Origin of the sequence: Kitasatospora sp. NPDC058048 (assembly GCF_042885555.1) — a bacterium.
In the GTDB taxonomy this organism is placed as follows: domain Bacteria; phylum Actinomycetota; class Actinomycetes; order Streptomycetales; family Streptomycetaceae; genus Kitasatospora; species Kitasatospora lactacystinica.
The window spans coordinates 1-25556 of record NZ_JBHVRT010000007.1 but is presented as its reverse complement, the minus strand read 5'-3'; the positions used below and the strand labels follow the sequence as shown (position 1 = coordinate 25556).

Below are 25556 nucleotides of genomic sequence, written 5' to 3'. Positions count from 1 at the left end.
CCCCTCACGCCTCTCGTGTTCGTGTGCGTCGCATGCTTGCACGCCCCACTGACAATCCGCCGGGCCGCCGAATAATCGCTGGTCACCACGGGTGGGAGTGGGGCAGGGTACCCCCATGACCACCACTCAGGGACTGGACCGGGACGGCTGCATCGCACGGGAGGGCTCGCTGGACCGCGTGCCGCCCGCGTTCGCGCCGGTGGTCTCCGCCGCCCGCGAGCGGATCGCCGCGGCCTTCGGCCCCGACCGGCTGCACAGCGCCTACCTCTACGGCAGCGTCCCGCGCGGCACCGCGACCCCCGGCGTCTCCGACCTCGACCTGCTGCTCGCCCTGCACCACGAGCCCACCGCCGCGGACCGGGCCGGGGCGGACGCCCTCGAAGCCGCGCTCGACGGCGAGTTCGCGCAGGTGAACGGGGTCGGCGTGGTGCTCGCCGGCACGGACACCCTGCTGAGCGAGCTCGAACGCCACGACCTCGGCTGGTTCGTCGCCTGCCTCTGCACCCCGCTGCTCGGCGAGGACCTCGCCGCCCGGCTCCCCCGCTACCGCCCCACCCCGCTGCTCGCCCGGGAGACCAACGGCGACCTCGCCCTGTTCCTGCCGCGCTGGCGCGAACGCCTGGCCGCCGCCGACACCGCCGCCGACCCCGAGGCCGAACTGCGCCGCCTCGCCCGCGCCGTCTCCCGCCATCTGGTCCGCACCTGCCTCACCCTGGTCATGCCCCGCTGGGGCGGCTGGACCAGCGACCTCGCCGCCTCCGCCGAGGTCTTCGCCGGCTACTACCCCGAGCGGGCCGCCCAGGCGCGCCTGGCCGTCACCGTCGCCCGCACCGCCGCCACCACCGCCGACCGGGCCGCCCTCACCGTGCTCGTCGACGACCTGGGCCCGTGGCTCGCCGCCGAGTACGCCGCCGTCCACGGCGTGAAGGCGCCCCGCCCCTGACGGCGCCGGAACTCAACCGGGCCTGTCGCCTGCCCCTAGGCCCTCTCTTTCGGATCACGTCGGACCGGTGGGCGTCGTTGGAGTGCGTGCATCGGCGGTGCGGAGGAGGGAGTCCATGCGGAGCATCGGCGACCGACGACAAGCCGGCGAGGTGCGTGCTCCGGCGGCGACCGCCTGGCGTGATCCGAAAGAGAGGGCCTAGGCTCCCGGCAGGCCCGCTCGACGGCTACGCCCAGGTGTCGAGCAACTCGTTCAGCGCTGCCTTCCCGGCCTCGGTGGCGCTGAGGCACTGGCCCTTCGTCGGGGGGTGCCACACCCGGTCGCACCGCTGATCGCCCGACGTGCGCGCGAGCGTCCGAAGCGCCTACGACGAGGGCCTGCCCGCCGTGTGCCGCCTCATGCGCGAACTCGAACTCCTGCGTGAGCACTTCTCCCCCCACGGCGTGGAGTTGCTGGCCGGCCTGTGCACCATCAGACCGACCAGCTGTAGCCAAGACGCGCAGAACCGAACGACGGAGGGCCAATGCTGGATCACCTCATCACCCACGACGCCGACCTGCGGATGGTCCCCACCGACCGCGACGAGCTGACCAGCGCGGTCGGCCGGCTCCACGAGGAACTGCGGGCCCTGCCCGAGGAGACCGACCCCGCTCGTGTCCGCCTCCTGACCAGGTGGATCGGCATCGGCCGGATGTGCCTGGGCGACCACGAGGAAGCCCGGACGAGCCTCCGGCAGTCGCTCGACCTTGCCGCAGTGATGGGCAACACCCGGGCCGTCGTCGCCACCGCACTCAACCTCGCCGACGCGCACCGCTACGCCGGCGACGTGCAGACCGCGGACGCGCTCTACCGCAGCGCGCTGACCAGCGCACGAAGCCGGCACCCGGAACTCCTGGACTTCGCGCTCCAGCACACCGGCAAGCACCTGATGGAGCGCGGCGACCTCGCGGACGCCCGGAGGCATCTGCAAGAAGCCATGCGGCTGCGGATCACCAAGGGGGACCGCGAGCTGATCGAGTCCACGCAGGCCGCACTCGACAGGGTGGAACTGCTGGCCGGCCGGGCCGACGCCTCGGCGGCAGACGGCGCGGATCCGCGCCGTTGAAAGCGGCCGGTGGACCGCATGGCTCCAGTCCCGCACCACGGCCCGGACCCCGGAGCGACGGGCAGAGGACCGCCCGACCCTCCGGCACGCTGCGCACGGGCTCGCCGCACACCAGCGCGTGCACCCGCGCCGCCTGCGTGACCAGTCGTTCCCCGCCGACCTGATCGCCGCCATGGGGCAGGAGGCCGAGGAGGAAACGTCACGCTCGTCAGCTTCGGCTTCCGCGCGTGATCGGACTCCGCGCTCCCTCACGAACCTTCCGCCGGCCCCCGCACAGCGCCGGAGCGCCGGAAGCCTTTCGGGGGCAGGGCCGCGCTGACATGCACCGGATCTCCGATTGAGAGAGCAGACACCTCGTGAGCTACGGCGCGGACCCCGACGTGTGGGAGTCGTGATGTGGGCCGCCACCGAAGAGGACCGCCAGGTCGTGATCAAAAGGCTGGTCATCGCCGCGCTCCCCGACATTGCCCAGCGCCACGCCTGCGACTCCGACCGGCTGCTTCGGCAACTGGTCAGAACCGGGTACATCGCCCCGCACGCGCAGGGCTCCGGATTCGAACTGGTCAGGCGCCCGCGGCCAGGGACAGGCCGGTGAACAGCATCGTCGTTGCGACCAGGGCGTCCAGGACGCGCCAGGACGAGGGGCGGCGGAAGAATCCGGTGAGCAGGCGGGCGCCGAACCCCAGTGCGGCGAACCAGCACAGGCTGGCCAGCGCGGCGCCGAGCGCGAACTGCCAGCGCAGCGTGCCGTGGGTGGCCGCGATGGCGCCGAGCAGGAGCACCGTGTCGAGGTAGACGTGGGGGTTGAGCCAGGTCATCGCGAGGCAGCTGAGTACCGCGCGGCGGCCGGAGTGGACCGTTGGTCCGCCGCCTTCCAGGCTGGAGGCTCGGAAGACGCGGCGCGCGGCGATCACGGCGTAGCAGAGGAGGAAGGCCGCGCCGATCGCGCGCACCGCCGTCAGTGCCGTCGGCCATGCCGTGATCAGTGCGCCGAGCCCGCCCACGCCGCAGGCGATGAGTGCCGCGTCGGAGGCCGCGCAGATCGCGACCACCGGCACGACGGCTTCCCGGCGGACGCCCTGGCGTAGGACGAAGGCGTTCTGCGCCCCGATCGCGACGATGAGTGACAGGCCGGCCCCGAAGCCGGCGGCGGTGGCGGTGAGCGTGCTTCCCATGGCCGCAACGGTAGGCAGGCGGCGCGACACAAGACCAGCTAAAGATTTTTACGTATCCTTAGCAGCCATGAAGGCTGAGCTGCCCCACGACCTGGTCCGGACCCTGCTCTCGGTGGTCGACGAGGGCACCTTCGACGCCGCGGCGGCGGCCCTGCACGTGACGCCTTCGGCGGTGAGCCAGCGGATCAAGGCGCTGGAACAGCGCACCGGGCGGGTACTGCTGACCCGTTCCCGGCCGGTGAGGCCGACCGAGTCCGGGCAGGTCGTGGTGCGCTACGCCCGTCAGCTCGCCCGCCTGGAGGGGGACGCGCGCGAGGCGCTCGGGATGCCCGGGGGCGAAGAAGGTGCCGGGCCGTCGGGCCCCTCCTGGCTTCCGATCGCGGTCAACGCGGACTCGCTGGCGACCTGGTTCGTGCCCGCGCTGACCTCCCTCGCGCAGGACGCTCGGATCCACGTCGACCTGCGCCGCGAGGACGAGGCGCACACGACCACCCTGCTGCGCGCGGGCGAGGTGATGGCGGCGGTCACCTCCTCACCGCAGCCGGTGGCCGGCTGCTCGGTGCGGCGGCTCGGCGCGATGGTCTACCTCCCGGTGGCCACGCCACAGTTCGCCGCCCGCTGGCTCGACGGCGACGCGGCCCTGCTGCTTCCGGACGCCCCGGTGGTCTGCTTTGACCGCCGTGACGAGCTGCAGGACATTTTCGCCCGCGAACTGACGGGTGGTCGGGGAGCCAGCCGACGGCGGCACTACGTCCCGTCCAGTGAGGGCTTCGCCGATGCCGTGGCCGCCGGCCTCGGCTGGGGCCTGGTCCCGCACGGTCAGGCCGAGCCCCGGCTGCACGGAGGCGCGCTGGTCCAGTTCCTTCCGGGCCGCACCGTCGAGCTTCCGCTCTACTGGCAGCAGTGGCGCCTCGACTCGCCCGCACTGGCAGCTGTCGCCGCGGCGGTGGCGGCGGAAGCGGAGCGCGCCCTGCGCTAGGTGGGCGGGCACAACCGGGACGCCTTCGAGGGATGCTTCACCGACGCCCGCCACCCGCCCCGGCGCCCGGACCCGGCCGGGCAGCCGATCCTGGTGGGCGGGGCCGAGGCCGTGCTCGTCGACGAGCCGGTCCGCGGGCTGACGGCCCTGCTCCAGATCCTCGACACGGCCGCCACCGACGAGGGCCCGTTCCTGCGGGTGCTGTTCCTCGGCGACGGCCCCGACACCGTGGAGCGACGACTGTGCGCGGCGACCCGCGCCGTGCGAGCGGTCCGCGCCGGCTCGAACGGCGGCGGTACGGCGAGGGGTCCCACCGGCCGGTGGGACCCCTGCGCGCGGGTGGGTCAGCCCGCTGCCCCCGCCGTCGGCCGGACAGCGACCGCGTCGATCTCGAAGAGCATCCCCGGCAGGGCGAGCGAGGCGACCCCGCTGAGCGTCTGCGCGGGCAGCCGGTCGCCCCAGGCCCCGGCCAGGGCCTTGCCGAGGACGGCCAGCTTCTCCGGGTCGTGGTCGACGATGTACGAGCCGAGCCGGACGACGTGCTCGAAGCCGAGGCCGACCCCGGCGAGCGCGGTGCGCAGGTTGGCGAGGGCGAGCTCCACCTGGGCGGCGAAGTCGCCGGGCACGACCTGGCCGGTGGCGTCGGAGGCGTACTGGCCGCCGATGAACACCGGTTCGCCGGGCGCGGAGGCGGCGTGGCTGTAGCCGAACGGCGTCGGGTCGTGCAGGCCGGGCGGGTTGGTGATGGTGCGGGTGTCGGTCATGGGGTTCCTCCCCTGGTGTCGGGCCGGGCTCGGTGCCGGGCGGTCTACGGCTCGGACCGGGCGGCTTCCTCCCGGGCGTCGCGCCAACTCGGCGACTCCAGGAAGTGGTTGTCGAAGAGGTCCTGCTTGGCGAGCAGTTCCTCGACCGTCGCCTCGCCCGCGCGGATGCGCTCCAGCAGGCGGAAGTAGTCGAAGCGCTCCACCCCGGGGGTTATCACGATCAGCAGGTCGGCCCCGGAGTCCGGCGCCGCCGCGAAGGCGTGCGGCAGATGGGGCGGCACCACCACGAGGTCGCCGCTGCGGGCGGTGACCACCTCGTTCCCGACCAGCACCTGGGCCGCGCCGTCGATGACGAAGAACAGCTCCGAGGAGCCTCCGTGGTAGTGCGGAGTGGCGCCGTCCTTGCCGCGCCCCAGCGTGACGCGCAGGGTGCTCAGGGCGCCGCCGGTGGCGCTGGAGTCCGCCAGCAGCCGCCCCTTGCCGCCGAGCATTCCGACGGTCTCGGCTTCGTCGCCCCGCACCACCACGGCTTCCGGTCCGATCAACGTCATTGGCCTCTCCCCACAGCGAGCGTTCCGATAGTTCCATGGCTGATAGTACTACGTCTAACTATCTCCCATCGAATAATATGCCCCTATGGATCACGTGGACGTCATGCTCGACCAGTGGAGCCGGGAGCGCCCGGACCTCGACCTGGCGGCGGTCGGCACCGTCGGCCGCCTCGGCCGCCTCGCGCTGCTCGCGGGCCGGGTCGTCGAAGAGGTGTTCAAGCAACACGGCCTCCAGCGCGGCGAGTTCGACGTCCTCGCCACCCTGCGCCGCTCCGGCGCGCCGTACGAACTGATGCCCTCCGAACTCGCCGCGCTGCTGCTGATGTCACGGGCCGGCATGACCAGCCGGATCGACCGGCTGGAATCGGCGGGCCTGGTGGAACGCAGCACCGACCCGGCGGACCGGCGCAGCGTCCGCATCGCCCTCACCACGGCCGGACGCACCCTCGTGGACGCCGCCTTCACCGACCACGCGGCCAACGAGACCGCGCTGCTCTCCGCCCTCTCGGGCGAGGAACGGGCCACCCTGGACGGGCTCCTGCGCAAACTGCTCGCCGACGTCGAGGGCGCGGAGAGCCCCGCGCCCTGACGGCCCCGCCCCCGCCCCACGCCCCAGCCCGAGGTCCGGCCACCCGCGACCGCTCCGGAACGCCGTCGGCCGCCGTACACGGGGAACGCCTACGGCGGCCGATACCCGGTGCAGTGTGCCGTCCGTGACGACTGCCGCACCTTGACGTACTCCGCTTCCGCCGCGGCCCGGCGCGGCGCGGCGCCTCCGCCGGTTCCGCCACGGCCGCGACGGTGGCCCCGCCCGTCGGCCGGGCGGCGATCGAGTCGCCGCCAGCGCCTCCGTCCAGGACCCTCTCACCGCGCATCACCAGCGAGGCGGGCCCGACCGTGGTCCCGGCGCCCGGCGTCGAGCCCGGCAGCACGATGCTGTGCGGGCCGGTGGTGGCGCCCGCCCGCAGCCGCACGGCGTCCAGCCGCATCACCCGGTCTTCGTGCCGGCGGTGGTGGCACTGTCGCCGGCGAATCGAGGGCGGGGTCGACGCCGGTAACGCCACCGTCGTGTGATCAACGGGATGCTGTTCCGGCAGCGGACCGGCCTCCCCTGGCGGCGGGGCCTGTCACCCGCTTCGGCAGCTGGAAGACGGTTCACGGCCGTCATCGAAGGTGGTCGGCGAGCAGCCGGTCGGACACCGGGTGGTGGCGGGTCCCCGCCCCGCCACCGTGGCGCGGGCGGGGCCGGGACTCCTACTTGATGGTCTTCACCAGCGGCACCGCCAGCTGCATGATGTTCGGCAGTCGGCCCAGGATGTCGTCGCCGCTGAGGAACAGCACCCGGTCGCCGATCCGGGTCATCACGATCTCCGAAGTGCTGTACGGGCCGGTGGGGACCCGCTTCATGTCGAAGGCCTCGGCACCGAGTCCCGGCACGGGCTGCAACGTCACGGTCATCGGGATCGGGGCACCGTCCACGCTCTTCCCGGTGAAGGTCTTGCAGCGCTCCGCGTACGCCCTCAGGTCGCCGAGCAGTTTGGCGGCGTCGCCGGGGCGGTAGGCGGCCAGGTAGACCTGGACCATGTGCTCCCCGTCGTAGACCTCGTTCATCGCGCCCGAGACCTTGTAGCCCTGGGAGAAGATGGTCCCGGCGAGACGCATCTGGTTGCACGGTTCCGCGATCTGCGGCGGGTCGGCCCGGTACTCGTTGATGGTGGTGCCGGTGTCGACCTGGTTGCCGTTGCCCTTGATCGTCCACCCGGCGGGCAGCACCGCGGCGGTCGGCAGGGACGCGCGCAGGTCCACCCCGGTGAGGAGCGGAGGGCCGGTCGGCGTGCTGCTGGGAGTGCCGAACGCCGGGGCGCCGGACGCAGGGAGCGTCGGCACATCCACCGGGGCGGTGCCCGGGGACGTGGCAGAGGTGGCGGTGACGGCCGCTGGCTTGCCGGATGCGGTCAACGTGCCGGAGGAGCACCCCGTGACGACGGCCGCGGCCATCGCGGCCGCGCCCACCGCGAGCGGAATCCTGACGGTGGATCGAACCATGGACACAAGGACCCCCGTGGGTTCGTAGCTGAATGCATTGTTTCGCACACAGGGGTATCACCCCCTCGCGGTGACCATACCTTGGCCTGACGCGGCGCCCGACCGGGTTGCCCGCCCGAGGTCCTGACGGGCCGCCACCTCGCAGCCCGACTCCCGTGCGGGCACGTGCACGGTGAGGATCGTGCCCGCACCGACCGCCTCGGCGAGGACGACATCACCGGCGTCGAAGTCGACCCGGACATCGCCGCCCGACACCGGCGGGCCGCGGCGAGCGGCAACGGAGACGAAGACGAAGAGGGAACGGAAGCGCCACACCTCCAGGAGTGCACCGGCGCGCGCTGCCCACTCCCCCCATCGGTCCCGCTCGGAGCGGCCGCCGGCCGCTCCACCACTACGACTGAGGGCGGGCAGCACTGGGTGGCCTTTCTGAGTACGGATGCTCAGGAGTCGCACCGGGTCGCGCGCATACGGTGGCCGTACGACGCACGGCAGGGGGTTGGGGTTGTTCGGCAAGTCGTTGGTGAAGGCGGCTCTGGTGGTGGCGGCGATCATTGTCGCCGTGATCGGGGTGACGTTCGCGTTCCAGATCGCCGCATGGTGGTTCATCGGCGCCGACGACTACGCGTCCAAGCCCGGACCCGAGATCGTCCGCCACACCCCGGAGCAGTTCCAGGCGCTCAGCGAGCGAACCGTCCGTGACACGTTGGGGGGCCTGAGCCCTGGCCTCGTGCTGAGCGACAGGGGCTGTACCGTCAACCAGTACGAGCCGCGTCCGGACGGCACACCGAGCAAGCTGTCCACCGTCGACCGTCGGTTCACCGCCCGTACCAGGATCAACGCGTCCCATCGGCAGGAGCTGCGGGACGGCATCGAGGCCGAGTGGCGGCTGCGCGGCCTCCGGCAGAAACCGTCGGCCTGGACCCCGAGCGCCCCGGACGAGGGCCCGGACTACCTCAGCGCCGAAACCTCGGAGGGAATCGCCGTCTGGGTCGCGCTCTCGCCGGAACCGGACCGGACGGTCACCCTCACCATGTCCGTCAGCGGCGGCGACGTCGCGTACGCCCCGGACCGGGCCCGTCCGCTGTCGCCCCTGCGACCGGACATCGAGGACACCTACTGGTCGCGCTGAGCCGGGCACAGCCCTCGCCCGCCGCCGGGCACGTCGGCGACCCGCTCGCCGGCCCTGCCGACGTGCTCAGTCGGACAGCGGGTACGGACGCCGTTGGCCTGCGGCTGTGCTGCTGCCTCGACGACGGCGAGGTCGGCCTGGTCGCCCTCGCCATCCGGTACGGCCACATGCGCACCGTCCTGGACGTCCGCACCTCCAGCCGCTACGGCACCCGAAGCCGCGGTGGCATCCACACCGTCCTCGACGTCGAAACCGCGCTCGCCGCCCCCGACACCGCCGCCCGTCTGCGCGACCGGCTCGCCGCAGGCGAGCACATCTCCGGCCCGCCACTCAGCGGGCTCTGACTGCAGCCGCCCACGTGCCCCGCTTCGAAGGCCGCATCGGCCCCCGCGCCTTCGTCAACAAGGCCCGCGCCTACCTCACCCGCGACGGCATCGTCCTGTTCGACAACCCCGACGCCCTGCTGATCTGCGCGTTCAAGCGCGACAGCGCTCTGTGTGAACCGGAGCCCAGCGCGAACGCGCCCCGCCAGTGGGCACCTGACCGCCGGTCGGCCGGCGCGGGCCGGGCGCAACCAGGCCGCAGCGCCGCCCGAGGGCGCCGGTCACGCTGCGCGCCGTTGACCGCGGTCCGCTACGGCGATCCAGACCAGGGCCGAGCACAGGAGTGCCGCTGTGGCGAAGGCCAGCGGGCGTGTGGCGGAGTCCTCCCGCGCACTGGCGGCGAGCGCGCCGGCCGCTGACAGGGCGAGGGCGGTGGCCGGCAGTGCACGAGGGCGTCGCTTGGGGCCCGCCGCGGCGCTGGGTGGCAGCAGTCGGGCCGCGAGGCTGTAGCAGGCGCAGGCCAGGAGCGTGGCTCCCAGCGCGTCGCTGGGCCGGTGCCAGTAGAGGGCTTGGACGGCGGCAGCGGTGAAGGCGAGCCACAGCATTCCGGCAGCGGCGACGTAGGGACGCACACGCGGAGAGGCGACGAGCACGGCGCCGAGGGTCAGGCCGGCAGCGATGGCCACGTGACCACTGGGGAAGCTCGTCCCGGTGAGTCCTTCCGTAGCTCCTGTCAGGTCTGGACGGGGCAGGACGGCCCGGAACGCCTCTGTGCCTCCGACCGTGGCCACCACAACGCTGATCGCCGCGCAGCCGTGCCACCAGCACCGCCGCACCAGGGCGACGGCCGCGATCAGGACTGTGCCCGCGGCTAGGGTCGGCATGGCCGAGTTGTGCACCAGCAGCGGCGGGCCCCATCCGTCAGATGGACCGGTCCACTGGAAGACCCACGCGCTATCGGCATATCCCTTGATCAGCGAGTTCTCCGCCAGTTGCCCGAACTGGGTGGCGACAGCGATCAGGTAGACCGCCGTGAACCCGAGGAGGAACAGCAGTGCTGGAGCCCCGCTGGTCAGAAACGGCCGTATCGTCCGGGAAGGGCCAGGGGCCCGTCCAGGGGCGTCCGGCCGGATTGTCGACAGACTCGGGCGATCTTGCTGGGTCAATGCTTTCTCTTTCCGTGGGACAACGGTCCGGCCGCGTGTCTTCTCCCCGGACTGCCTGGGGCCGTCCGGTTGCGGAGCCGTTGTCATCCGTGGGGCGTGCCGCTGTGCCGGCGCTGTGCGGCGATTGCCAGGGCTGGGAGGGGCATGATCAGGCCGAGGAGGACGACCAGGCTCGGCGCGGACTCCATGAGCCAGTCCGGGTGGACGACGATCGCCTGCGTGCGGACGATGGCGAACACGGCGACGGGGATCAGCCACCGGTAGTCACCCGTGGCGGCTGTGGCTACCCACGCGACGGCCAGCGCGGCGACTTCGAGAGCAAGCTGGCCGCGCTGGAACCACGGATCGCCTGAAGTGATGTGAAGGCCTCCGGCGACGGCCATGGCGAGCGCCACCGGTACGAGCCAGCCGTACGAGCGGCGGCGCAGCCGGCCGGGACGGCAGACCGTCAGGACTGCGCATGTCAGGAGCAGGGCTCCAGAGAGCGCCAGGTCGTGGGCCCGGATCGGGGCGGCCAGCCCGTAGTAGCCCGGGCCCACCCGGCCCTCGTCACCGAAGATCGTTGAGCTGCCGACCGTGGCACCGGCGTAGATCATTGCCGCCGACGCCGGCAGCGCGATCCACGGGTTGCCGCGCAGCAGGGCGACCACGCAGGCCAGCGGGAGCAGGCCGTAGGGCAGCATCCGTGTCTGCGTGCCGGGGCCTTGCGCCCACGGGTACCAGCCGGCGAAGCGGAAGCCGATGGCGTGCCCGCCGGGATCGATGCGCAGTGCCCAGTCCCACACATCCTGCAGGTACGGCACAAGCGCCAGGGCGGCGAGTGCGAGGGCGGCCAGATGGGCGCCGTCCAGCCACCACGGACGGGCCGGGTCGTCGGCGGCGGCACGGGCACGGGTCTGCACCCCTCCGCGCACCAGCGCGGCCGTCTCCCGCAGTGGGGGCCAGGAACGGCCGGGGTGCGCCTCTGCCAGCGTGGCCAGCAGTTCCTCCCCCTGCCGGGAGCGGTATGCCCTGGGGTAGGCGGCAAGCAGCAGACGGTTCATGCCCTGGTGATCCCTGCTGTCCGCGAGCGCCCGATGACGACGGCCGCTGCCTGCTCCATGCGCAGCGCCTCCCGCCGGAGCGTGTCGGCACCGTCCTCGGTGAGCCGGTAGTACCGCCGTGCCCGGCCGTCCACGATCTCCTCGCGGTCGGTGGCCACCAGTCCGGACCGCTCCATCCGCTCCAGCGCACCGTAGAGGGTGCCGACAGCGAGCCTGAGCCGGCCGCCTGAGGTCTGCTCGACGGCTTTGATGATGCCGTAGCCGTACAGGGGCCCGTCCACGAGCGCGGCAAGGATGAAGTACTGAGGTTCCGTCAAGAGCGCCTTTTGTCTCGTCACACCCGCGAGCATATATCGAGCATCGATATATAGCGTTCGACAGTCACCCGGCCCACGTGGGAGGCCTCGCTGCGGGCCGTGTCGGTGATGTCTTCGGCAGCCCGGGCGTGACCGCTCCCCTGCAGCGATGACCGAAGGATGCCCACAACCCATGCACACCCGTCCCCCGTCGTGCCACGGCCCATCACGGCCCCGCTCAGCCGGGCCTGCCCGCCCGTCAGACCCTGCCGCACGACGTGCCGGCGCTGCCGCTCCTGGCCTCCGCCACCTGTCCGGCGGCCTTCTGCGTGCCGGAACCGAGGGCCGGTAGCCAGGCGTCCGGTTTTCCAGGGCGCCGTCGCCCGCTACGGGGAGGGGTTTCGGATCGTGGTGTGGGCCGTTGTCGGGGTGCTGTTCGCGCTGCTGCCGCTCGTCCACTGGGTGCTGCGCGCCCGGCCGACGCCCCTGCGGGTGCCCGTTGCCGCCGTGCTGCTGCTCTGGCTGGCGCTGGTGCTCGCGGTGGCGTCCGACCTGCTGCAGGTGCGGAGCGAGGCCGAGCTGTACCTGCTCTACACGCCGCTCGCCGAACTGGCCGTACTGGTCGGCCTGTGGCTGGAGCGCGGGATCGCCGGCTCGCGTGCCGGGCGCCCGGTCGGCTGGTCCCGGGCGGTGGGCATCGCCTTCCACGGCCAGCTGGCCCTTGTCCTCACCGCGACCCCGTTGCTGGCGCTCGTGTTCTTCCACGAGGCGGACGTCCCGTCCGCGAAGGCCGTGCCGCAGCCGCCGCCCGGCTACACCACCATCGGCACCGGCCAGGGCTGCGGCAACGGCCACAGCGCCACTTGCTGGCGCACGTTCTACCTGGCGGGCCCGCCCGACGTGCCGACGGCGCAGGCCACCGACCGGCTCCGGCCCCGGCAGCGGTGCGAGGCGAACGGTTGGTTGATCGACCGCCGTGAACTCTGCACCGAGGTGAGCACCGACGGCGCCACGATCGTCTACCGCGTCCTCCTCGGCGGCGCGCTCTGAAGCTTGTTGCGGAAGGTCCGAGACTGGCCATTTCTCCCGTATGGGTGGGGTGCTGCGGGCTGAGCCGGTGTTGGTGGAGACGTTCACGGGTCTGCGGGTGCGGCAGTTCGAGGGGTGTGGGTGGTGCCGCGAGCCGGGGTGGCACGGGCCCGGTGGTGCGCGGCTGTGGTGCCCGCCACGTGTGCGGACGCAACCGTGCTCGCCGACGGCGCCTACCCGGACACCGGCCTCGTCATCCCTCCTCGCAGACGCGCCGGCCGTCTCCTCCTGCGGGCCCAGGAGGAGGACAACGCCGAACACCGCCGGGTGCGCGCCCGCGTCGTACGCACCTTCGCCCGCATGAAGCTCTACAAGAATCTCCGCGACTGCCGACAGAAGGGCGACGGCCTGCACCACGCGGTGCAGGCCGTCGCCCATATGCACAACCTCGCCCGAACCGGATGAAACCAGCAGGTCGGGCCGCACAGGTGACCTGCCCGCACCCGGGCTTCCGCAACAAGCTTCAGGCGGACGCGCTGCCCACAGGCTCGGGGACGGGGGCGGGAACGGCGGTGGTCTGCGGAGCCGGGGCCCCGGCGCCAGGCCGGCCGGCGGACACGGCCGGCCGCAGGAGGACGGCGCAGGCGACGGCCGCCAGCAGGGCGAGCGAGGCCGACACGACCAGGCAGAGCTGGAGGCCGTCGAGGAAGGAGCCGCCGAGTGCGTTCAGGGCCGGCTTGGTGGCAGGGCCCAGGTCGAGCCCGGCCACGGCGCCGAGGCCCTGCTCCCGGGCGACGGTGAGGACGTGGCCGCCGGTCTCCGCCGGCACGCCGGCGTCGGCGAGCCGGCCGGGCAGGGCGTCGAGGGCGCGGGTGGTCAGCAGGGCGCCGAGCACGGCGGGGCCGAGCGCGCCGCCGAGCTGGCGGAAGGCGTTGTTCCCGGCGGCGGCCATGCCGGCAAGGTGGTGCGGTACGGAGGAGACCGCGGAGGCCGTCATCGGGGTGAGGACGGCGCCGATGCCGAGGCCGAGCAGGACCAGGCGCCAGGCGAGCGACCCGTACGAGGTGCCCGCGTCGACGCCGATCAGCGACAGCAGCGAGCCCGCCATCAGCACCAGGCCGGTGGTGATCATGACCCGGGCGGACACCCGGTGCATCAGCCGTCCGACGGGGACGCCCACGACCAGGGACGTCCCGGACACCAGAACCATCCGCAGCCCGGCCTCCCACGTGCTCAGATGCTGCACCAGACCGAAGTACAGGCTCAGGACGAAGAAGAAGCCGATCAGCCCCAGGAAGCTGATCATGGCGACCAGCGACGTGGCGGCGAAGGCGGGGCTGCGGAACAGGGCCAGGTCGAGCATCGGGCTGCTGCTGCGACGCTCCACGACGACGAACGCGACCGCGCTCACGGCGCCGATCACCAGGGCCGCCACCACGGAGGGCGTACCGAAGCCGTCGGCGCCGCCCTCGATCACGCCGTAGACGACGGCGGTGACCGTGACGGCCGCGCTGATCTGTCCGGGCCAGTCGAGCCGCCGGCCGTGCGGCGCCCGGGAGTCCGGCAGCAGGAAGGCCGCGACGACCAGCACGACCAGCGACACCGGGATGGGCAGGAGGAAGATCCAACGCACCTCGACGTGCTGCTGCAGCAGCCCGGCGATCAGCGGTCCCAGGGCCAGCGAGGCCAGCATGGACATCGCCCACAGGCCGATGAACCTCCCGCGCTCCCGGTGATCGGGGACGGCGTGACTGATCAGGGCCAGCGTGGTGGGCAGCAGGGCCGCCGCACCCAGCCCGGAGGCCGCCTGCCCGACCCACAGCCACTGCACCGAGTCCGCGGCCAGCGAGACGGCCGCGCCCAGTGCGCAGAACGCCATGCCCGCCTGGAACACCCGCTTGCGGCCGTGGACGTCGCCCCACACCCCGGTGGTCAGGATCAGCGCGGCCATCGGCAGCACGAACGCGTCCGAGACCCAGGACAGTTGGGAGGTCGAGGCGCCCAACGCCCGCTGGAGCGCCGGCAGACTCACCGACACGGTGGTCACGGGAAGGTAGGCGACGAAGACGCCCAGACAGGCCATGACGAGCGTGACGCCTCGTCCGGCCACGGGGCGCTGCACCGTTGCGGAGTTCACGGGGTGGTTCCTTCGACTGCGGGATGCCGCGAGGGCACCGGTTGCTGGGGGCACAGGAAAGCTTCGGCCCCACGGGCGAGGAATCCCCAAGCGATCCCGGCCTACGTACCAGAACCTCCATTTCGGTCCACCCGTGTGTCACGATTCCTCTGTGCCTGACGACCTGGACCGCAAAATCATCCACGGACTCTACTGTGCCCCTCGGGCCTCGTTCCGCCGCCTCGGTGAGGTCGTGGGGGTGTCCGAACAGACCGTGGCCCGCCGCTACAACGCGCTGCGGCGCGGCGGGATCCTGCGCGTCGTCGGGCTGAGGAGCCCGTCAGCCCACGGGCATGCGGAGTGGGTCGCGCGGCTGCGCTGCCGCCCGGAAGCCGTGGGGCCCGTCGCCGACTCCCTCGCCCGCAGGCCCGAGGTCGGCTACGCCAGCATCGCCTCCGGTGGGTCGGAGATCATCTGCACCATCCGCTCGGCCGTCGGCACCGGGCGCGACGACGTCCTGCTGCGGCAGCTCCCGCGCGCCGCCTCGGTCCTCGACATGAGCGTCGACCTCCTCCTCCACACGTTCGGCGCCCCGGACGCGGTCGGCTGGGCCGGCGGGGAACGCTTCCTGACCGACGAACAGGTGCGACGGCTGGCGGCGGAGCGCCCTGCGGCCGCCGGGCCGCCGCTCGCCCCGGCCGACGAGGACCTCCCGCTCTTCGAGGCCCTGGCGGAGGACGGCCGTGTCTCCCACACGCGCCTGGCGGAGGTCACCGGCTGGTCCACACCCCGAGTCGCCCGCCGCCTGGAGGCCCTGGAGGCCTCCGGCTCCCTCGCCTACGGCATCGACATCCTGCCCGAACGCCTCGGCTACGAGCTCAACGCCGTCCTCTGGCTCCAGGTCGACCTGCCCGGACTCGACCGGATCGGCGAGGAGCTCGGCCGGCACGACGAATGCGCCTTCGTCGCGGCGACCAGCGGCCGGCACAACCTCATGGCCGTCGTCATCTGCCGGGACACCCCCGACTTCTACCGCTACCTCAGCAGCCGCCTGGCCCGCATCGAGGGCATCAGGGGCTACGAGATCAGCATTCGTGTGCGCCGCCTCAAGCAGTCCGTGTCCCTGATCCACCACGGACGGCTGATCCACCCCCCGCTGGGCTGACGCGAGCGCACCACCGAACGGGCCTGGACGCCCAGCCCGATCAGCACATTCTCGTACTGCTTGAGGCGTGCACGGTCATTGACATACGGCATTGAAGATCCTCGCCGGCGACAGCCCGGACTGCGCAGCGAAATGAGCCGGTCATGTCGTCCGCTGGTACGGCGAATCGCGAGGAGGTTGGGCATCCCACCCGCCGACTCAGAGGCACACTTCGTCCGGGCGAACGGCCGGCCGTGGACCACCTCCGGGCCCGACACGACGACAGGGGCACCCGCTGCGATCAGCGCTTCGCCACGCCGATGTGCCGAACTCCGTTGGCGTGCGGTTCGGAGGCCCGGCGGCGGCCTCATCGAGGGCCGTCGCCGATGGGGCCGCCGGTCACCCGGATCGAGCGGTTCACCGAACTGCCTGAGCACCCCCGGCCCGGCGTGCGGCGGCTGGCGCGCGCCCCCTTGAGCTGTGGGTCGTACCGGTTGTCGCGAAGCCTTGACAGTGCGTCACAGGCTGAGAACCCTGGTGCTGTACTCCAGGGACGCGAGGGACACGGCATGCCATGGTTTGAGGAGAGCGGGCGCCACCAGGGTTTCCCGGCGGCGGTGTTGGCGGACGGCAGCGAGCCGGCGCCGTTGCCGGACGGGCGTACCACCTGGTGGCTCTACAACGGTGCGGACGGTCCTCGGGCCGTCGCGGTGCGCAGTGGTTGCAGCTGCGGCTGGCGGGGTGAGCGCATGCACCTGCTGGACTTCGGTGACGACTCGGCAACCGAGGCGGTGGGCGAGGCCACCGGGCCGTTCGCGGACTGGGAGTGGCACGTCGACCTGGTCGAGGGTCTGGTGCCGCGCGAGGTCGAGGAACTGGTCGCCGCGCTGGTGGACCAGATCTGCGACCTGACGGAGAGCCGACCGTACGCCGCCGCCCGTGCGGCCGCCCGGTTCGAGCGCGCCGCCGGTTCGACCGCGCTGCTGGCCGGCCGCAAGGCCCGCAGCAACCTGATGACCTGGGAGTACATCGGCCGCGCCTTCGGCTGCCGGCCGGAGGAGGCACTGGAGCGGTTCGGCGAGACGCTGAACGACATCGACCGGGGAGACGAGGACGAGCTCTGAGGTGTCAGTGCCCTTGATGGGGTTGGTGCGCCTGGTGCATTCTTGGCCGGTCGTCAGGCTGCTGGGGAGGGCGACTTCGGCTTGCGTGGGGAGCAGCGCGGAGGACAGCCCGCTCGCGACGTACGGCGGACACCGACCCAGCGGTCAACACCGCCGATCACGATCACCGCCACTCCCAGGCCCCGAAGCAGCGCCGCACTTCGGAGGACGGTCCGTCCACCCGCAGCGCGACGGTGACATCCACGGCCCGCGCGTGGCCGACTGCGTCGTCGACGTCAACGCGCACACGGCGGGCACCTGGCCCCAACAGGCTGGTCGTGAACCGGCTCTGGCCCATGACGTCCCCGATAGCGAGCCGCCCATCAGGAAGCAGGAGCGGCCCGTCAAACACGGTGGCGAACCCAATGGCCGAACCGTCGACGTTTTCGGCTTCGGCGAGGAGGATCCGGACTCTGACCAGAGCGGTCTGTGGCTGTACTCGGACCAGCAGATGGGTCCCGCAGGCTGCGACAGCCCGACCGCCGAGTTGCAGCGATGCGGGGATCCACTCCGAGGATCCCCGCGCGATGACCGGGTGGTAGGCCGAACACCGCGAGGGCGACCAGCGCGCTCGCGAACACGGAGACGTTGAATACCGGAAGCATCGCGTGGGCGGAGCGGACCTCGGTCCGCAGCACAGTCGAGATCCGCCGTCCGGACGCCACCGCGTCGAGTGCGCCCTGCGCTCTATTGGTGAGCTTGCGCGCGGCCGGCCCTCCGGGCGCCGTGGTCGCCAACCGCCACCGGTGTTCCAGGCGCTGGCGCACCGAGGCTGCCTCCGTTCCCGACACGTCACTCTCCTCCGGCACGGGCTCCGCGTAGGCAGCACGCTCACACCGGCAGGCGCCAGCCGGGTCCGTCCTCGTCGCCGAGCCAGACCCGCTGTCCGTCGCCGGTGACGGTGATGCCGAAGTGGTCCTGGTGCGGTGCGCCCGCCGCCTGCCAGGTCTCGACGGCGTCCTCGACCTGGTCCCACAGGCGCAGCGGGCCGCGTTGGGTGACGGTCCATCCGCCGTGGCCGTCGGGTTGGGTGCGGGCGTGGGAGCCGGTGGCGTGGTCGATGAGGATCTGTTGGTCGCCGGCGCCGATGCGTTCGGCGGAGGGGGCGGCGAGTTGGGCGACCCAGGTGCCGGTCCAGGTGGTGATGGTGGCGGGGTCGATGCGGGTGGGGCGTTCGTCGCCGGGAAGGAGGGTGGGGTTCTGGCGCGGGGGGCGGTCGTGGGGGCGGGCGATCATGAAGCTGGTCCAGCCGGGCAGGAAGCGGCCGGTCGCCTCGCCGGGTTCGGTGACGGTCAGCAGGGCGAGGCCGTAGCCGAACTGCCAGCCGGAGAAGGTGACGAGGATCTTTCCGCCGGGCCTGACCTGGTGCAGCCAGGGGTAGGGCAGGGTGCGCACCGCGCAGGTCGCGATCAATCGGTCGTACGGTGCTGCGGGCTTGTGGCCGGCGAGGCCGTCGCCGACGACCAGGCGCGGGGCGTAGCCGACGGTCTTGAGGGAGGTGGCGGCGCGTTCGGCGATGTCCGGGTCGACTTCGACGCTGGTGATGTTCTCCTGGCCGAGGCGGTGGGCGCCGAGCGCGGTGGAGTAGCCGGTGCCGGTGCCGATTTCCAGGATGCAGTGGCCGTCGTGGACGTCGAGTTGTTGCCACATGCGCAGGACCAGGGAGGGCAGGGTGGACGAGGAGGAGGGGGATCCGGCGACCGGTTGGTCGGTGTCGGCGGGGTGGATGCGGCCGTCGAGCTGGGTGATGAGGGTCTGGTTGGTGTAGACGGCCTCCAGCCGGCCGTCGCCGTCTTCCCGGACCGGTTTCCAGGAGGTGGGGAAGGAGCCGGGGACTTCGCGGAAGTAGTCGCCGACGAAGGCCTCGCGCGGTACGGCTGCCGCGGCGGCACGCCAGTGCGGGTCGGTGAGGCCCTCGTCGGCGGCGAGCTGCCGGACGAGGGCTGCGCGCAGGTCCGCGGCGGCGGTGGTGGTCATGCGGCGGGGCCTTTCTGGAGCTGGTCGGCGATCGCCGTGGCGATGGCGTCGGTGGTCGGGGGCGGGAAGAACGCCCACTGCCCGTTGCTGTTGCATTCGAGGAACCACCAGCGGCCGGAAGCGTCGACGGCGAAGTCGAAGGCGCCGTAGACGAGCCGGAAGTGCTCCAGGTAGCGGGCCACGGACCGGCGTACGGACGTGGGCACGTCGATCGGGGTGTGGGTGAGCAGGTCCTGGCGGCGACGCCAGTCCAGGTCCGGGCTGTCAATCCGGACGGCGAAGAGCTCGCGGCCCACCGCGGTCAGCCGCACGTCGTGGTCCTTGGCCAGGCGGGCCTGGAACAGGTGCGGGCAGGCGGCGACGGCGTCGTTGATCTCCTCCGGGGCGACCTCGGCGACCCAGGCCTGTACCGGCCGGCCGTCCTCGTCCGTACAGGGGGAGTTCCACAGCGGCTTGTAGACCGCGCCGTCCGGCTGCTCGGCGCAGAAGGCGCGCGCCTGCTCGGGGTCGGTGGTGACGATCGTGTCGGGGACGGCGAAGCCGGCCGCGAGCGCGGCGTCGAGCTGGGCGGACTTGTGCTCGGCGGCCCGGATCCGCCAGGGGTGGTTCACGTAGTGGGCGCCGGGCAGTGCGGCGAGGACGCCCCCGGCGCCCCACTGGGCCTGGGCGCGGGCGAACTCGGCGTCCTGCCCGTCCATGCCGGCCGGCGCGGCCCAGCCGGAGGGGCGCCGGTACCAGACCGCGCGGACCCGGTCGAGGTCGAGGGTGCGGCTGGCGGTGGTGAGGGTGCCGCGCCGGCCGGCCGCAGTGTAGCGGGCGGTCAGTGCGGCGCCCTGGTGGAGGTCGGCGCCGGGGTCCGCGCGTACGACCGGTACCTGCCGCTCGGCCAGGATCCGCAGCACGATGTCGGCCGTCGGATCGTAGGCGCAGGTCAGCACCAGGACCGCCGTCCGCCGGTCACCCGTCATGGTTCAGCTCTGGTCCTGGTCGTTGGAGGTCACGGTGTCCACGTCGGTCGGCTGGGCCTGGCCGCCGCTCTGCCCGTCCCCGCCACCGCCGCCGGTGCTCGTCGGGCCGGTCTGGTCGGTGCTGGTCCCGTGCTTGCCAAGCTCGACGGTGCGGCCCTGCTCGTCGTGGAAGACCGCGACCTGGGTGTCCGGGTCGATGACCGGAGTCAGGGCGGGCCAGGGCGGCGTGTCGGCGAACGGGCGCATTCGGGTGGCACCCCACGGGGCGGTGACGGCGTTCGGCATCCTGATCTCTCCCACACCTGATACGTGACTCTGGCGATGCGAGTGGTGACTATCAGTCATCATGCCGGTCGGCGGGACCTGCTGGGAGGAGTTCCGCCGAACTGCCCGTCGGCAAGGACCTGAGCCCGGCACCGCTGCATGCGGCCCTGCAGATGGACCTCGACCACCCCCACTTCCGGCGATCCGCCCCCGCGAGTTCCAGACCGAGGACCGGGAGATCCTCAGCGAGGCGGTCGAGGGGCTGACCTTCGAAGACGACTGAGATCAGGTTCCGGACGAAGGCATGAGGGTTGCCGTTCCTCCGCAGCATCAACCGCGGGGAACGGCAGCTCCAGCGGCTCGTGTTTTCGCCGCGGACGGGAGCCGGTGATGCTCGCTGTGGTCGATCCGCGAGGTCACGTCGACCTGCATGACGAGCCGGACACCCGGATGCCCGACCGGCTGACCCCCAAGGGGGGCCGGCTCGTCATCCTTGCAGGTCAGGCGCCGATGGCTCCCTTGTACCCGTCGGCCTGTGCGGGCGTCAGGAACTTGGACACGCGGATCAGCGCGGTGCCGCGGACATAGTCGTACTCCACCGCCGCAGGGAGGGACTTGACGATGCCCTGGATGTACTGCGCGCGTGCCTTGGCGTCGGCCTCGGTGGCGAACACCTCCACCGCGCCGCCGCGGGCCACCGAGTCGGCGTCCTCGCCCTCGACGTCGGCCTCCTTGACGCGGGAGTCCGTGAACGTGACCTTCGAGGTGTACTGGCCGGGCCTGCCGAGCAGGTGATTCGGGTCGTCCTCCGCCGTCACGGACCGGCCGAACTTCGCGGTCTGCACGGTCATGGCGACCATGGCGAAAGTCGCCGATGCGCTACCCGCCACCGAGCCCGGCGCCATGTTCGTCGCGACGGCGGGAGAGGTGGCAGGAGTGTCCTTGACGAGCGTGGCGCTGCCCGTCGCGGTCGGGGCGCTGACCGGTGGCTTTTCGCTACCGGACCCAGAGCTGGAACATGCGACGACGGTGGCTGTCAGGCCGACGGCAAGCAGGACGAGGGCGGTGCGGCGCATGGGGTTCCTCTGAGAACGTGGTGCAGGTGATGGGGGTGACCGTACCGATACGCACCGCTCGGCGCAGGCGATGTGACGGTTCCGTGACCGGCCTGGGATCTCCCCCGCGTCGGCCCGGACAGCCTGACGTCTCCGACCGTGAGCGGTTGAGCCTTCCAGCACCGAACACCTCGAGCTGCCCCTCGGAGCGGCGGCAACGCGGAAGCATTCGAATCGACTGCAACTGGTGGGCCTCATCGGCCTGCGCCCACGCCAGGCCTGCTGCCACCGCTCCGCTGGACTACCGCTGCCGCCGGCCGCACCCGCGGCCATCTACCCCGGGACCATGCCCTCGCCGAGGCCATGGAACCAGTGGGAGCATCGCCGCGGAACCCGCCACGCCAACCCTGGGAGCTCGACGACGGTGCCCGCCCCACAAGCGAGAACTCGGCCCGGACACCGCCATGGGGTCCGGGCCGAGTCGTTTGACCCAAGTCGGCATGATCAGAAGAGAGGGCAGGGACGTCTCCGCTCCCAAGCTGCTGACCAGCAGGAACGGAGAAGCCAAGTCGGAGTGTCGGAGGGCGTGATCACCGTGCTGAGGAGAGGGCGGACGAGCGCGCCTCTTCCAATTCGGCCACGAGCTGCTCGATCCGCTGGTTGGGCGTGTTCCCCGACCCGTAGCCCGCCAGCATCGGGAACTGGTCGATCTTGCCCGAGATCAGGAGCAGTTCCGGGACGGTCGAGGAGAACAGGGTTCCCGAAACGACGGCGGACCTCACCTCCTGGATCTCGGCCCAGGTGTAGGAGCGCGAGTTGAGCAGGCCGGAGTACTTCAGGCCGGTGTCTCCGAAGGCGACGCCGTACATCGGGGCACGGATCGTCAGCATCAAGCCCGGAACACCGCCAAGGACGATAGGGATGAGGTCATCGACCCTGGTGGCAGTGGCCGCTACAGCGACAGCGATCAGCAAAAACACGAGCCCGACCAGGAAGTAGGCGAGCGCCCACGGATTACGCCTCTTGCGCATTTTCCATTCCACATTTCTGGTGCGCCGGGGCGCCGCCCGGGATACGGACGGCGCCCCGACAGGTTGGTTCAGTGGATCGGAGTCCACCATTGGGTCAATCTAGAAGCTGAACGGCTTGAAGACGATCCCCAACCTCACGGGACAGGACATCAGGAGGTCGCGCAGACAGGCGCGATGGGGCTCCTCGGGAGATGAAGAGGCACAGGGCCTGGGGATCACGGGGGTTGCGACGGTCTGTGATCGCCGGGAACCCTGCTCCTCTGTGCGGTGTCCTGGAACTCAGCCGGTGCACGAAGTCGCGGCGGGGCGCCGGCCAGCGGTGAACGCGGCCGGTGGGACACCCATAAAGTGGCGGAACTCGGCGGTCATGTGGGACTGGTCGTAGTAGCCGGCCGTCGCGGCGATGTCCGCCCATCGGCCCGCGTCGGCCGCGAGCACGGTGCGGACGCGGTCGATGCGTGCGAAGTGCTTGGGGGACAGGCCGGTGGCGTCGGTGAACAGGGCATGCAGACGGCGCTCACTGATGTGCAGCCGGGCCGCGGTCGCGGAGACGGTGGTGTCGGCCAGTAGACGCGCCGCCTCTTCGAGCCGCTCCGACGGTTCCGGGCGGTCGGCCAGTGCTTCTTCGAGAGCGGCGAGCGGGTCGGCGGCGAGCTGGTCGATGTCCAGGCCCGGTAGTTCGCCAAACGGCAGGACACCGTCGGCGACGCCGTTCAGCGAACGTCCGAGCAGGGCTTGGGCACGACCCGGCCGCATACGGACCCGCACGCACGAGCGGCCGGGCGCGGCGACGTGATAGGCGGCCCGGGTGCGGGGGCCCATGACGATCAGTTCGCGCTTGTCCGTGCGCACGAGAAGTGTGGTGGCGTGGTCGGGAACGTCGACCACTGCCGAACCGGTCGCCGTGGCGACATCGATCCCGGCCACCCATCGCTGAAGGGCGGGCGGCACGACGAGAGAACTCACGCGGCCCACGATAGTTCCGAAACTTCCTATCAGGAGCTGTGCGGGCGCTGTCATCGTCGGGACATGATCCTTGTTACCGGTGCCACCGGCACCATCGGTAGTCACGTCGTCCGTCTGCTCACCGAGCGGGGCGTGCCGTTCCGGGCGATGTCCCGCCGCGAGCGGCCCGGCGGGGTGCGGGCCGACTTCGACGACCCGGCGTCGCTGGCGCGCGCAGTGGCCGACGTCGACACGGTCTTCCTCGTAACCGTGCCCCCAATACCCACCGCGGACCACGACATCGCCCTGGTCACGGCCGCGCGGGCGGCAGGCGTCCGTAAGATCGTCAAGCTCTCCGCCATCGGCAGCGGCGAGTGGTTCGACGGGGCGACCGTCGGCGCGTGGCACGTCGCCGCGGAGGAGGCGATCGAGGCCAGCGGACTCGTGTGGACGATGCTGCGCCCGCCGAGCTTCGCCTCGAACCTCTTGTGGCACCGGACCCTGATCCAGGCCGGAGAACCGATCCCGAACCTGACCGGCGACTCCCGGCAGGCCGTCGTCGACCCGAGGGACGTGGCCGCGGTCGCCGTCGCCGCCATGACCGGCGATGCGCACGACGGGCAGCGGTACGACCTGACCGGGCCGGAGTTGCTGACGTCCGCGGACCAGGCGGCGATCCTGGAGGGCGTGCTGGAACGGCCGGTCAGGGTCACCGACACGAACGCGCTCGACCGGTTGCCGGCCGAGATGGTCACCGGCATCGGCTGGGCACGCGCCGGCGGTGCGGCCTACGTCACCGACCACGTGCCGCGGGTGCTCGGCCGGCCGGCGGGCACGTTCGAGCAGTGGACGCGCGACCATCGGGAGGCATTCGAAGCAATGCCGTAACCGACCGCCGCCGACGGCCGCCAGGGCTCCGGTAGCTCAAGGGACACAGTCCTCAAGAAGGATCGCCAGGTCCAAGCCGGCCGAGCAGGGCCTGCCCTTCTCGACGTTCGAGAGCGGCGACGAACGAGTACGGCCGGCCCGGGACCATCAGGTGTCGGTCCCGGGCCGACCGAAGGCGTGGCAGAGCAGCCTGTCCGCGCTGCCCTCGGCGTCCGGCCGCAGCCGGTTGCTCACGTCCACGGCCAGGACGAGCCGGCCGTCGGCGGCCTTCGGCCGGGGCAGCGCGGCCGGCGTCTGCCGCAACCGGTCGGCGTCGAAGCGGCCGCGTTGCCGCGTTGCCGCGTGAAATCGGTGGTGGCGGGCTTCTTGTGTCGGCCATCCTGGGCACGTGGCTGACCGCGCGAACTTTGTCGTCGTCCGCGAGAACGGCGAGTACGAGCTGTATCTCTCCCGGTTCGGCGCGGTGGGGATCGACCTCGACCTGCTGGCCGGACCGACGGAAACGCTCTCGATGGTCCAACGGCTGAGAGTCGATGACTGGTGGCTGGACGACGTGCACTGCCAGGGGGCGGCGCTGATCGACCTCGGTCGCAGGGTACTGCTGGTGTTCGCCTGGGAGGGGCCGAGTGCCGTGATGCGCCACAGGGCTGCGGCCCTGGAGCTGTTGCGAGCGGCCTGGGCGGGTTGGGATGTGCGGTGGTCGTACGACGGTCCCGCGGAGTTGCGGAGCTACCTGGGGGTGGATCCTGAGCTCGTACGCGACCGCGACCACGGTGTTCTCCCCGGAGAGTTGCTGGAACCGGATCCGGAGGACCTGGCCGACCCCGAACCGATGGTCGCGGTGGTGACGGTCGGGTCGGACCGCTGCTACGTGGTGGCGAACGTTGCCGACCATCCGATCCGGGAGGGGATTTCGCTTCTCGACCAGCTGGACGGCGGTCCGGAGCGGGCGGTGTGTCGTATGCCGGCTGAAGCCGGGGTCCATGTCGATCCGGTTCGGCGCCGGGTGGGCTGGTGGGTGCTCGGGGCGTCGGCCGAGGCCTACGAGATGCCGCAGCGATGGCCGGGCTGGACGGTGGAGTTCTGGCAGGACCGCTGGGAGGAACACGTCCGACGGTCCGGCGGCCGGTTCCGGCCGCCGCCGGTCGACCGCGACCGCGCGCTCGCAGAGATCCGGGCGGCGGTCGCACATCGCGGGGAGACCCGGACGCGTCCGTAGGCGGGCTGCGTCGAGCGCTATCCCCGCGGGTGCGGGGCCGACCCGACAGGAGGGCGGGACTGCGATCGCCGACGCACGGTTGGTCAAGCGCCCGTAGGTCGGGGCCGGGACTGCCGGGTTCGGCCGGGTTCGGCGGTACGGCGGGCGGCTGCCCGTGCCCGGGGGCCGGGTCGCCGGGTCGCCGGGTCGCCGGGTCGCCGGGTCGCCGGGTCGCCGCCGGTGCCGGTCGCCCCGATC

Annotated in this window: 28 protein-coding genes and 2 pseudogenes; 13 read left to right on the top strand and 17 right to left on the bottom strand. The window is 72.1% G+C overall.

The features are described from left to right. Nucleotides 1–115: 115 nt before the first annotated feature. Together ACFVVA_RS09515 and ACFVVA_RS09510 are read left to right on the top strand one after the other, a co-directional pair. Nucleotides 116–943: a nucleotidyltransferase domain-containing protein gene (locus tag ACFVVA_RS09515; protein ID WP_387687466.1), complete on the top strand. Its 828-nt coding sequence runs from the start codon at nt 116–118 to the stop codon at nt 941–943. A gap of 523 nt (nt 944–1466) precedes the next feature. Further along, a complete protein-coding gene (locus ACFVVA_RS09510; RefSeq protein WP_387687464.1) occupies nt 1467–2048 on the top strand; it encodes a tetratricopeptide repeat protein in 582 nt (193 codons plus the stop codon). Nucleotides 2049–2611: 563 nt separating this feature from the next. Here the strand turns inward: ACFVVA_RS09510 and ACFVVA_RS09505 are convergent. Further along, the gene (locus ACFVVA_RS09505) at nt 2612–3223 is read right to left on the bottom strand and encodes a LysE/ArgO family amino acid transporter (RefSeq protein ID WP_359907273.1); all 612 of its coding nucleotides are present in this window, start codon (nt 3221–3223) and stop codon (nt 2612–2614) included. Between the two features lie 67 nt (nt 3224–3290). Between ACFVVA_RS09505 and ACFVVA_RS09500 the strand changes: the two genes are divergently transcribed. Further along, nucleotides 3291–4202: a LysR family transcriptional regulator ArgP gene (locus ACFVVA_RS09500; RefSeq protein ID WP_387687460.1), complete on the top strand. Its 912-nt coding sequence runs from the start codon at nt 3291–3293 to the stop codon at nt 4200–4202. A gap of 344 nt (nt 4203–4546) precedes the next feature. Here ACFVVA_RS09500 and ACFVVA_RS09495 read toward each other — a convergent pair whose 3' ends face one another. Then, nucleotides 4547–4966, bottom strand: coding sequence for a RidA family protein (locus ACFVVA_RS09495; RefSeq protein WP_387687457.1), 420 nt, complete (start codon nt 4964–4966; stop codon nt 4547–4549). 44 nt (nt 4967–5010) lie between these two features. After that, on the bottom strand, nt 5011–5517 hold the full coding sequence (locus tag ACFVVA_RS09490) for a cupin domain-containing protein (protein WP_387687454.1): 507 nt from the start codon (nt 5515–5517) through the stop codon (nt 5011–5013). A gap of 85 nt (nt 5518–5602) precedes the next feature. Here ACFVVA_RS09490 and ACFVVA_RS09485 point away from each other — a divergent pair, with 85 nt between their 5' ends. Continuing rightward, nucleotides 5603–6106 (top strand): MarR family winged helix-turn-helix transcriptional regulator, encoded by a 504-nt coding sequence (locus ACFVVA_RS09485; RefSeq protein ID WP_387687452.1) that lies wholly within the window; start codon nt 5603–5605, stop codon nt 6104–6106. 412 nt (nt 6107–6518) lie between these two features. Next, nucleotides 6519–6733: pseudogene (locus ACFVVA_RS09480) on the top strand (transposase); the annotation flags it as partial. 38 nt (nt 6734–6771) lie between these two features. Here ACFVVA_RS09480 and ACFVVA_RS09475 read toward each other — a convergent pair. Then, nucleotides 6772–7563, bottom strand: a complete 792-nt coding sequence (locus ACFVVA_RS09475; RefSeq protein ID WP_387687450.1) for a hypothetical protein — start codon at nt 7561–7563, stop codon at nt 6772–6774. 57 nt (nt 7564–7620) lie between these two features. Continuing rightward, nucleotides 7621–8115, bottom strand: a complete 495-nt coding sequence (locus ACFVVA_RS09470) for a hypothetical protein (protein ID WP_387687448.1) — start codon at nt 8113–8115, stop codon at nt 7621–7623. Nucleotides 8116–8122: 7 nt separating this feature from the next. On the opposite strand from ACFVVA_RS09470, the gene ACFVVA_RS09465 reads away from it, so the two are divergent. Together ACFVVA_RS09465 and ACFVVA_RS09460 are read left to right on the top strand one after the other, a co-directional pair. Further along, nucleotides 8123–8692 (top strand): hypothetical protein, encoded by a 570-nt coding sequence (locus ACFVVA_RS09465; RefSeq protein ID WP_387687446.1) that lies wholly within the window; start codon nt 8123–8125, stop codon nt 8690–8692. A 62-nt stretch (nt 8693–8754) separates the two neighbouring features. Further along, on the top strand, nt 8755–9036 hold the full coding sequence (locus ACFVVA_RS09460; protein WP_387687443.1) for a hypothetical protein: 282 nt from the start codon (nt 8755–8757) through the stop codon (nt 9034–9036). Nucleotides 9037–9296: 260 nt separating this feature from the next. Here the strand turns inward: ACFVVA_RS09460 and ACFVVA_RS09455 are convergent, their stop codons facing one another. From ACFVVA_RS09455 to ACFVVA_RS09445, 3 genes are all read right to left on the bottom strand, one after another. Beyond that, on the bottom strand, nt 9297–10181 hold the full coding sequence (locus tag ACFVVA_RS09455; RefSeq protein ID WP_387687440.1) for a phosphatase PAP2 family protein: 885 nt from the start codon (nt 10179–10181) through the stop codon (nt 9297–9299). An 83-nt stretch (nt 10182–10264) separates the two neighbouring features. Beyond that, on the bottom strand, nt 10265–11224 hold the full coding sequence (locus ACFVVA_RS09450; protein WP_387687438.1) for a hypothetical protein: 960 nt from the start codon (nt 11222–11224) through the stop codon (nt 10265–10267). Further along, nucleotides 11221–11574 (bottom strand): PadR family transcriptional regulator, encoded by a 354-nt coding sequence (locus ACFVVA_RS09445; RefSeq protein WP_387687436.1) that lies wholly within the window; start codon nt 11572–11574, stop codon nt 11221–11223. Before ACFVVA_RS09445 ends, ACFVVA_RS09450 begins: the two co-directional genes overlap by 4 nt. A 354-nt stretch (nt 11575–11928) precedes the next feature. Between ACFVVA_RS09445 and ACFVVA_RS09440 the strand changes: the two genes are divergently transcribed. Both ACFVVA_RS09440 and ACFVVA_RS09435 read left to right on the top strand, forming a co-directional pair. Then, on the top strand, nt 11929–12570 hold the full coding sequence (locus tag ACFVVA_RS09440) for a hypothetical protein (protein WP_387687433.1): 642 nt from the start codon (nt 11929–11931) through the stop codon (nt 12568–12570). A 180-nt stretch (nt 12571–12750) separates the two neighbouring features. Next, nucleotides 12751–13014: pseudogene (locus ACFVVA_RS09435) on the top strand (transposase family protein); the annotation flags it as partial. A gap of 58 nt (nt 13015–13072) precedes the next feature. Here ACFVVA_RS09435 and ACFVVA_RS09430 read toward each other — a convergent pair. After that, the gene (locus ACFVVA_RS09430) at nt 13073–14632 is read right to left on the bottom strand and encodes an MFS transporter (protein ID WP_387687842.1); all 1560 of its coding nucleotides are present in this window, start codon (nt 14630–14632) and stop codon (nt 13073–13075) included. Nucleotides 14633–14819: 187 nt separating this feature from the next. Between ACFVVA_RS09430 and ACFVVA_RS09425 the strand changes: the two genes are divergently transcribed. Further along, nucleotides 14820–15830, top strand: a complete 1011-nt coding sequence (locus ACFVVA_RS09425) for an Lrp/AsnC family transcriptional regulator (protein ID WP_387687430.1) — start codon at nt 14820–14822, stop codon at nt 15828–15830. Between the two features lie 548 nt (nt 15831–16378). Next, nucleotides 16379–16933: a hypothetical protein gene (locus ACFVVA_RS09420; protein ID WP_387687428.1), complete on the top strand. Its 555-nt coding sequence runs from the start codon at nt 16379–16381 to the stop codon at nt 16931–16933. A gap of 163 nt (nt 16934–17096) precedes the next feature. Here ACFVVA_RS09420 and ACFVVA_RS09415 read toward each other — a convergent pair whose 3' ends face one another. The 7 genes from ACFVVA_RS09415 to ACFVVA_RS09385 all read right to left on the bottom strand — a co-directional run bounded on the left by ACFVVA_RS09415 (nt 17097) and on the right by ACFVVA_RS09385 (nt 23287). Then, a complete protein-coding gene (locus tag ACFVVA_RS09415) occupies nt 17097–17219 on the bottom strand; it encodes a hypothetical protein (protein ID WP_387687426.1) in 123 nt (40 codons plus the stop codon). A gap of 584 nt (nt 17220–17803) precedes the next feature. Next, the gene (gene tgmC / locus ACFVVA_RS09410; RefSeq protein WP_387687424.1) at nt 17804–18949 is read right to left on the bottom strand and encodes an ATP-grasp peptide maturase system methyltransferase; all 1146 of its coding nucleotides are present in this window, start codon (nt 18947–18949) and stop codon (nt 17804–17806) included. Continuing rightward, nucleotides 18946–19917, bottom strand: coding sequence for an ATP-grasp ribosomal peptide maturase (gene tgmB, locus ACFVVA_RS09405; protein WP_387687421.1), 972 nt, complete (start codon nt 19915–19917; stop codon nt 18946–18948). Before tgmB ends, tgmC begins: the two co-directional genes overlap by 4 nt. Nucleotides 19918–19920: 3 nt before the next feature. Further along, nucleotides 19921–20202 carry a putative ATP-grasp-modified RiPP gene (tgmA, locus tag ACFVVA_RS09400; protein WP_387687420.1) on the bottom strand — a complete coding sequence of 94 codons (282 nt, stop codon included), beginning with the start codon at nt 20200–20202 and terminating at the stop codon, nt 19921–19923. A gap of 479 nt (nt 20203–20681) precedes the next feature. Next, on the bottom strand, nt 20682–21257 hold the full coding sequence (locus tag ACFVVA_RS09395; protein WP_387687417.1) for a hypothetical protein: 576 nt from the start codon (nt 21255–21257) through the stop codon (nt 20682–20684). A 569-nt stretch (nt 21258–21826) separates the two neighbouring features. Further along, nucleotides 21827–22357, bottom strand: coding sequence for a hypothetical protein (locus tag ACFVVA_RS09390; protein WP_387687415.1), 531 nt, complete (start codon nt 22355–22357; stop codon nt 21827–21829). Between the two features lie 189 nt (nt 22358–22546). Next, entirely contained in the window at nt 22547–23287 is a 741-nt protein-coding gene (locus ACFVVA_RS09385; protein ID WP_387687413.1) for a helix-turn-helix domain-containing protein, read from the bottom strand. A gap of 9 nt (nt 23288–23296) precedes the next feature. On the opposite strand from ACFVVA_RS09385, the gene ACFVVA_RS09380 reads away from it, so the two are divergent. Continuing rightward, nucleotides 23297–24100, top strand: a complete 804-nt coding sequence (locus ACFVVA_RS09380; protein ID WP_387687411.1) for an NAD(P)H-binding protein — start codon at nt 23297–23299, stop codon at nt 24098–24100. A gap of 147 nt (nt 24101–24247) precedes the next feature. On the opposite strand, the gene ACFVVA_RS09375 is transcribed toward ACFVVA_RS09380, so the two are convergent. Further along, complete coding sequence (locus ACFVVA_RS09375; protein ID WP_387687840.1) at nt 24248–24571, bottom strand: transposase; 324 nt, start codon at nt 24569–24571, stop codon at nt 24248–24250. On the opposite strand from ACFVVA_RS09375, the gene ACFVVA_RS09370 reads away from it, so the two are divergent. After that, nucleotides 24489–25319 carry a hypothetical protein gene (locus tag ACFVVA_RS09370; protein WP_387687409.1) on the top strand — a complete coding sequence of 277 codons (831 nt, stop codon included), beginning with the start codon at nt 24489–24491 and terminating at the stop codon, nt 25317–25319. The genes ACFVVA_RS09375 and ACFVVA_RS09370 overlap by 83 nt on opposite strands. The last annotated feature ends 237 nt before the right edge of the window (nt 25320–25556 follow it).

What these genes read in the sequence shown, in the direction of transcription:
- ACFVVA_RS09515 (WP_387687466.1), top strand. Translation starts at nt 116, where the DNA reads ATGACCACCACTCAGGGACTGGACCGGGACGGCTGCATCGCACGGGAG.
- ACFVVA_RS09510 (WP_387687464.1), top strand. Translation starts at nt 1,467, where the DNA reads ATGCTGGATCACCTCATCACCCACGACGCCGACCTGCGGATGGTCCCC.
- ACFVVA_RS09505 (WP_359907273.1), bottom strand. Translation starts at nt 3,223, where the DNA reads ATGGGAAGCACGCTCACCGCCACCGCCGCCGGCTTCGGGGCCGGCCTG.
- ACFVVA_RS09500 (WP_387687460.1), top strand. Translation starts at nt 3,291, where the DNA reads ATGAAGGCTGAGCTGCCCCACGACCTGGTCCGGACCCTGCTCTCGGTG.
- ACFVVA_RS09495 (WP_387687457.1), bottom strand. Translation starts at nt 4,966, where the DNA reads ATGACCGACACCCGCACCATCACCAACCCGCCCGGCCTGCACGACCCG.
- ACFVVA_RS09490 (WP_387687454.1), bottom strand. Translation starts at nt 5,517, where the DNA reads ATGACGTTGATCGGACCGGAAGCCGTGGTGGTGCGGGGCGACGAAGCC.
- ACFVVA_RS09485 (WP_387687452.1), top strand. Translation starts at nt 5,603, where the DNA reads ATGGATCACGTGGACGTCATGCTCGACCAGTGGAGCCGGGAGCGCCCG.
- ACFVVA_RS09475 (WP_387687450.1), bottom strand. Translation starts at nt 7,563, where the DNA reads ATGGTTCGATCCACCGTCAGGATTCCGCTCGCGGTGGGCGCGGCCGCG.
- ACFVVA_RS09470 (WP_387687448.1), bottom strand. Translation starts at nt 8,115, where the DNA reads ATGATCGCCGCCACCACCAGAGCCGCCTTCACCAACGACTTGCCGAAC.
- ACFVVA_RS09450 (WP_387687438.1), bottom strand. Translation starts at nt 11,224, where the DNA reads ATGAACCGTCTGCTGCTTGCCGCCTACCCCAGGGCATACCGCTCCCGG.
- ACFVVA_RS09445 (WP_387687436.1), bottom strand. Translation starts at nt 11,574, where the DNA reads ATGCTCGCGGGTGTGACGAGACAAAAGGCGCTCTTGACGGAACCTCAG.
- ACFVVA_RS09430 (WP_387687842.1), bottom strand. Translation starts at nt 14,632, where the DNA reads ATGGCCTGTCTGGGCGTCTTCGTCGCCTACCTTCCCGTGACCACCGTG.
- ACFVVA_RS09420 (WP_387687428.1), top strand. Translation starts at nt 16,379, where the DNA reads ATGCCATGGTTTGAGGAGAGCGGGCGCCACCAGGGTTTCCCGGCGGCG.
- tgmC (WP_387687424.1), bottom strand. Translation starts at nt 18,949, where the DNA reads ATGACCACCACCGCCGCCGCGGACCTGCGCGCAGCCCTCGTCCGGCAG.
- tgmB (WP_387687421.1), bottom strand. Translation starts at nt 19,917, where the DNA reads ATGACGGGTGACCGGCGGACGGCGGTCCTGGTGCTGACCTGCGCCTAC.
- tgmA (WP_387687420.1), bottom strand. Translation starts at nt 20,202, where the DNA reads ATGCCGAACGCCGTCACCGCCCCGTGGGGTGCCACCCGAATGCGCCCG.
- ACFVVA_RS09395 (WP_387687417.1), bottom strand. Translation starts at nt 21,257, where the DNA reads ATGCGCCGCACCGCCCTCGTCCTGCTTGCCGTCGGCCTGACAGCCACC.
- ACFVVA_RS09390 (WP_387687415.1), bottom strand. Translation starts at nt 22,357, where the DNA reads ATGGTGGACTCCGATCCACTGAACCAACCTGTCGGGGCGCCGTCCGTA.
- ACFVVA_RS09385 (WP_387687413.1), bottom strand. Translation starts at nt 23,287, where the DNA reads ATGACAGCGCCCGCACAGCTCCTGATAGGAAGTTTCGGAACTATCGTG.
- ACFVVA_RS09380 (WP_387687411.1), top strand. Translation starts at nt 23,297, where the DNA reads ATGATCCTTGTTACCGGTGCCACCGGCACCATCGGTAGTCACGTCGTC.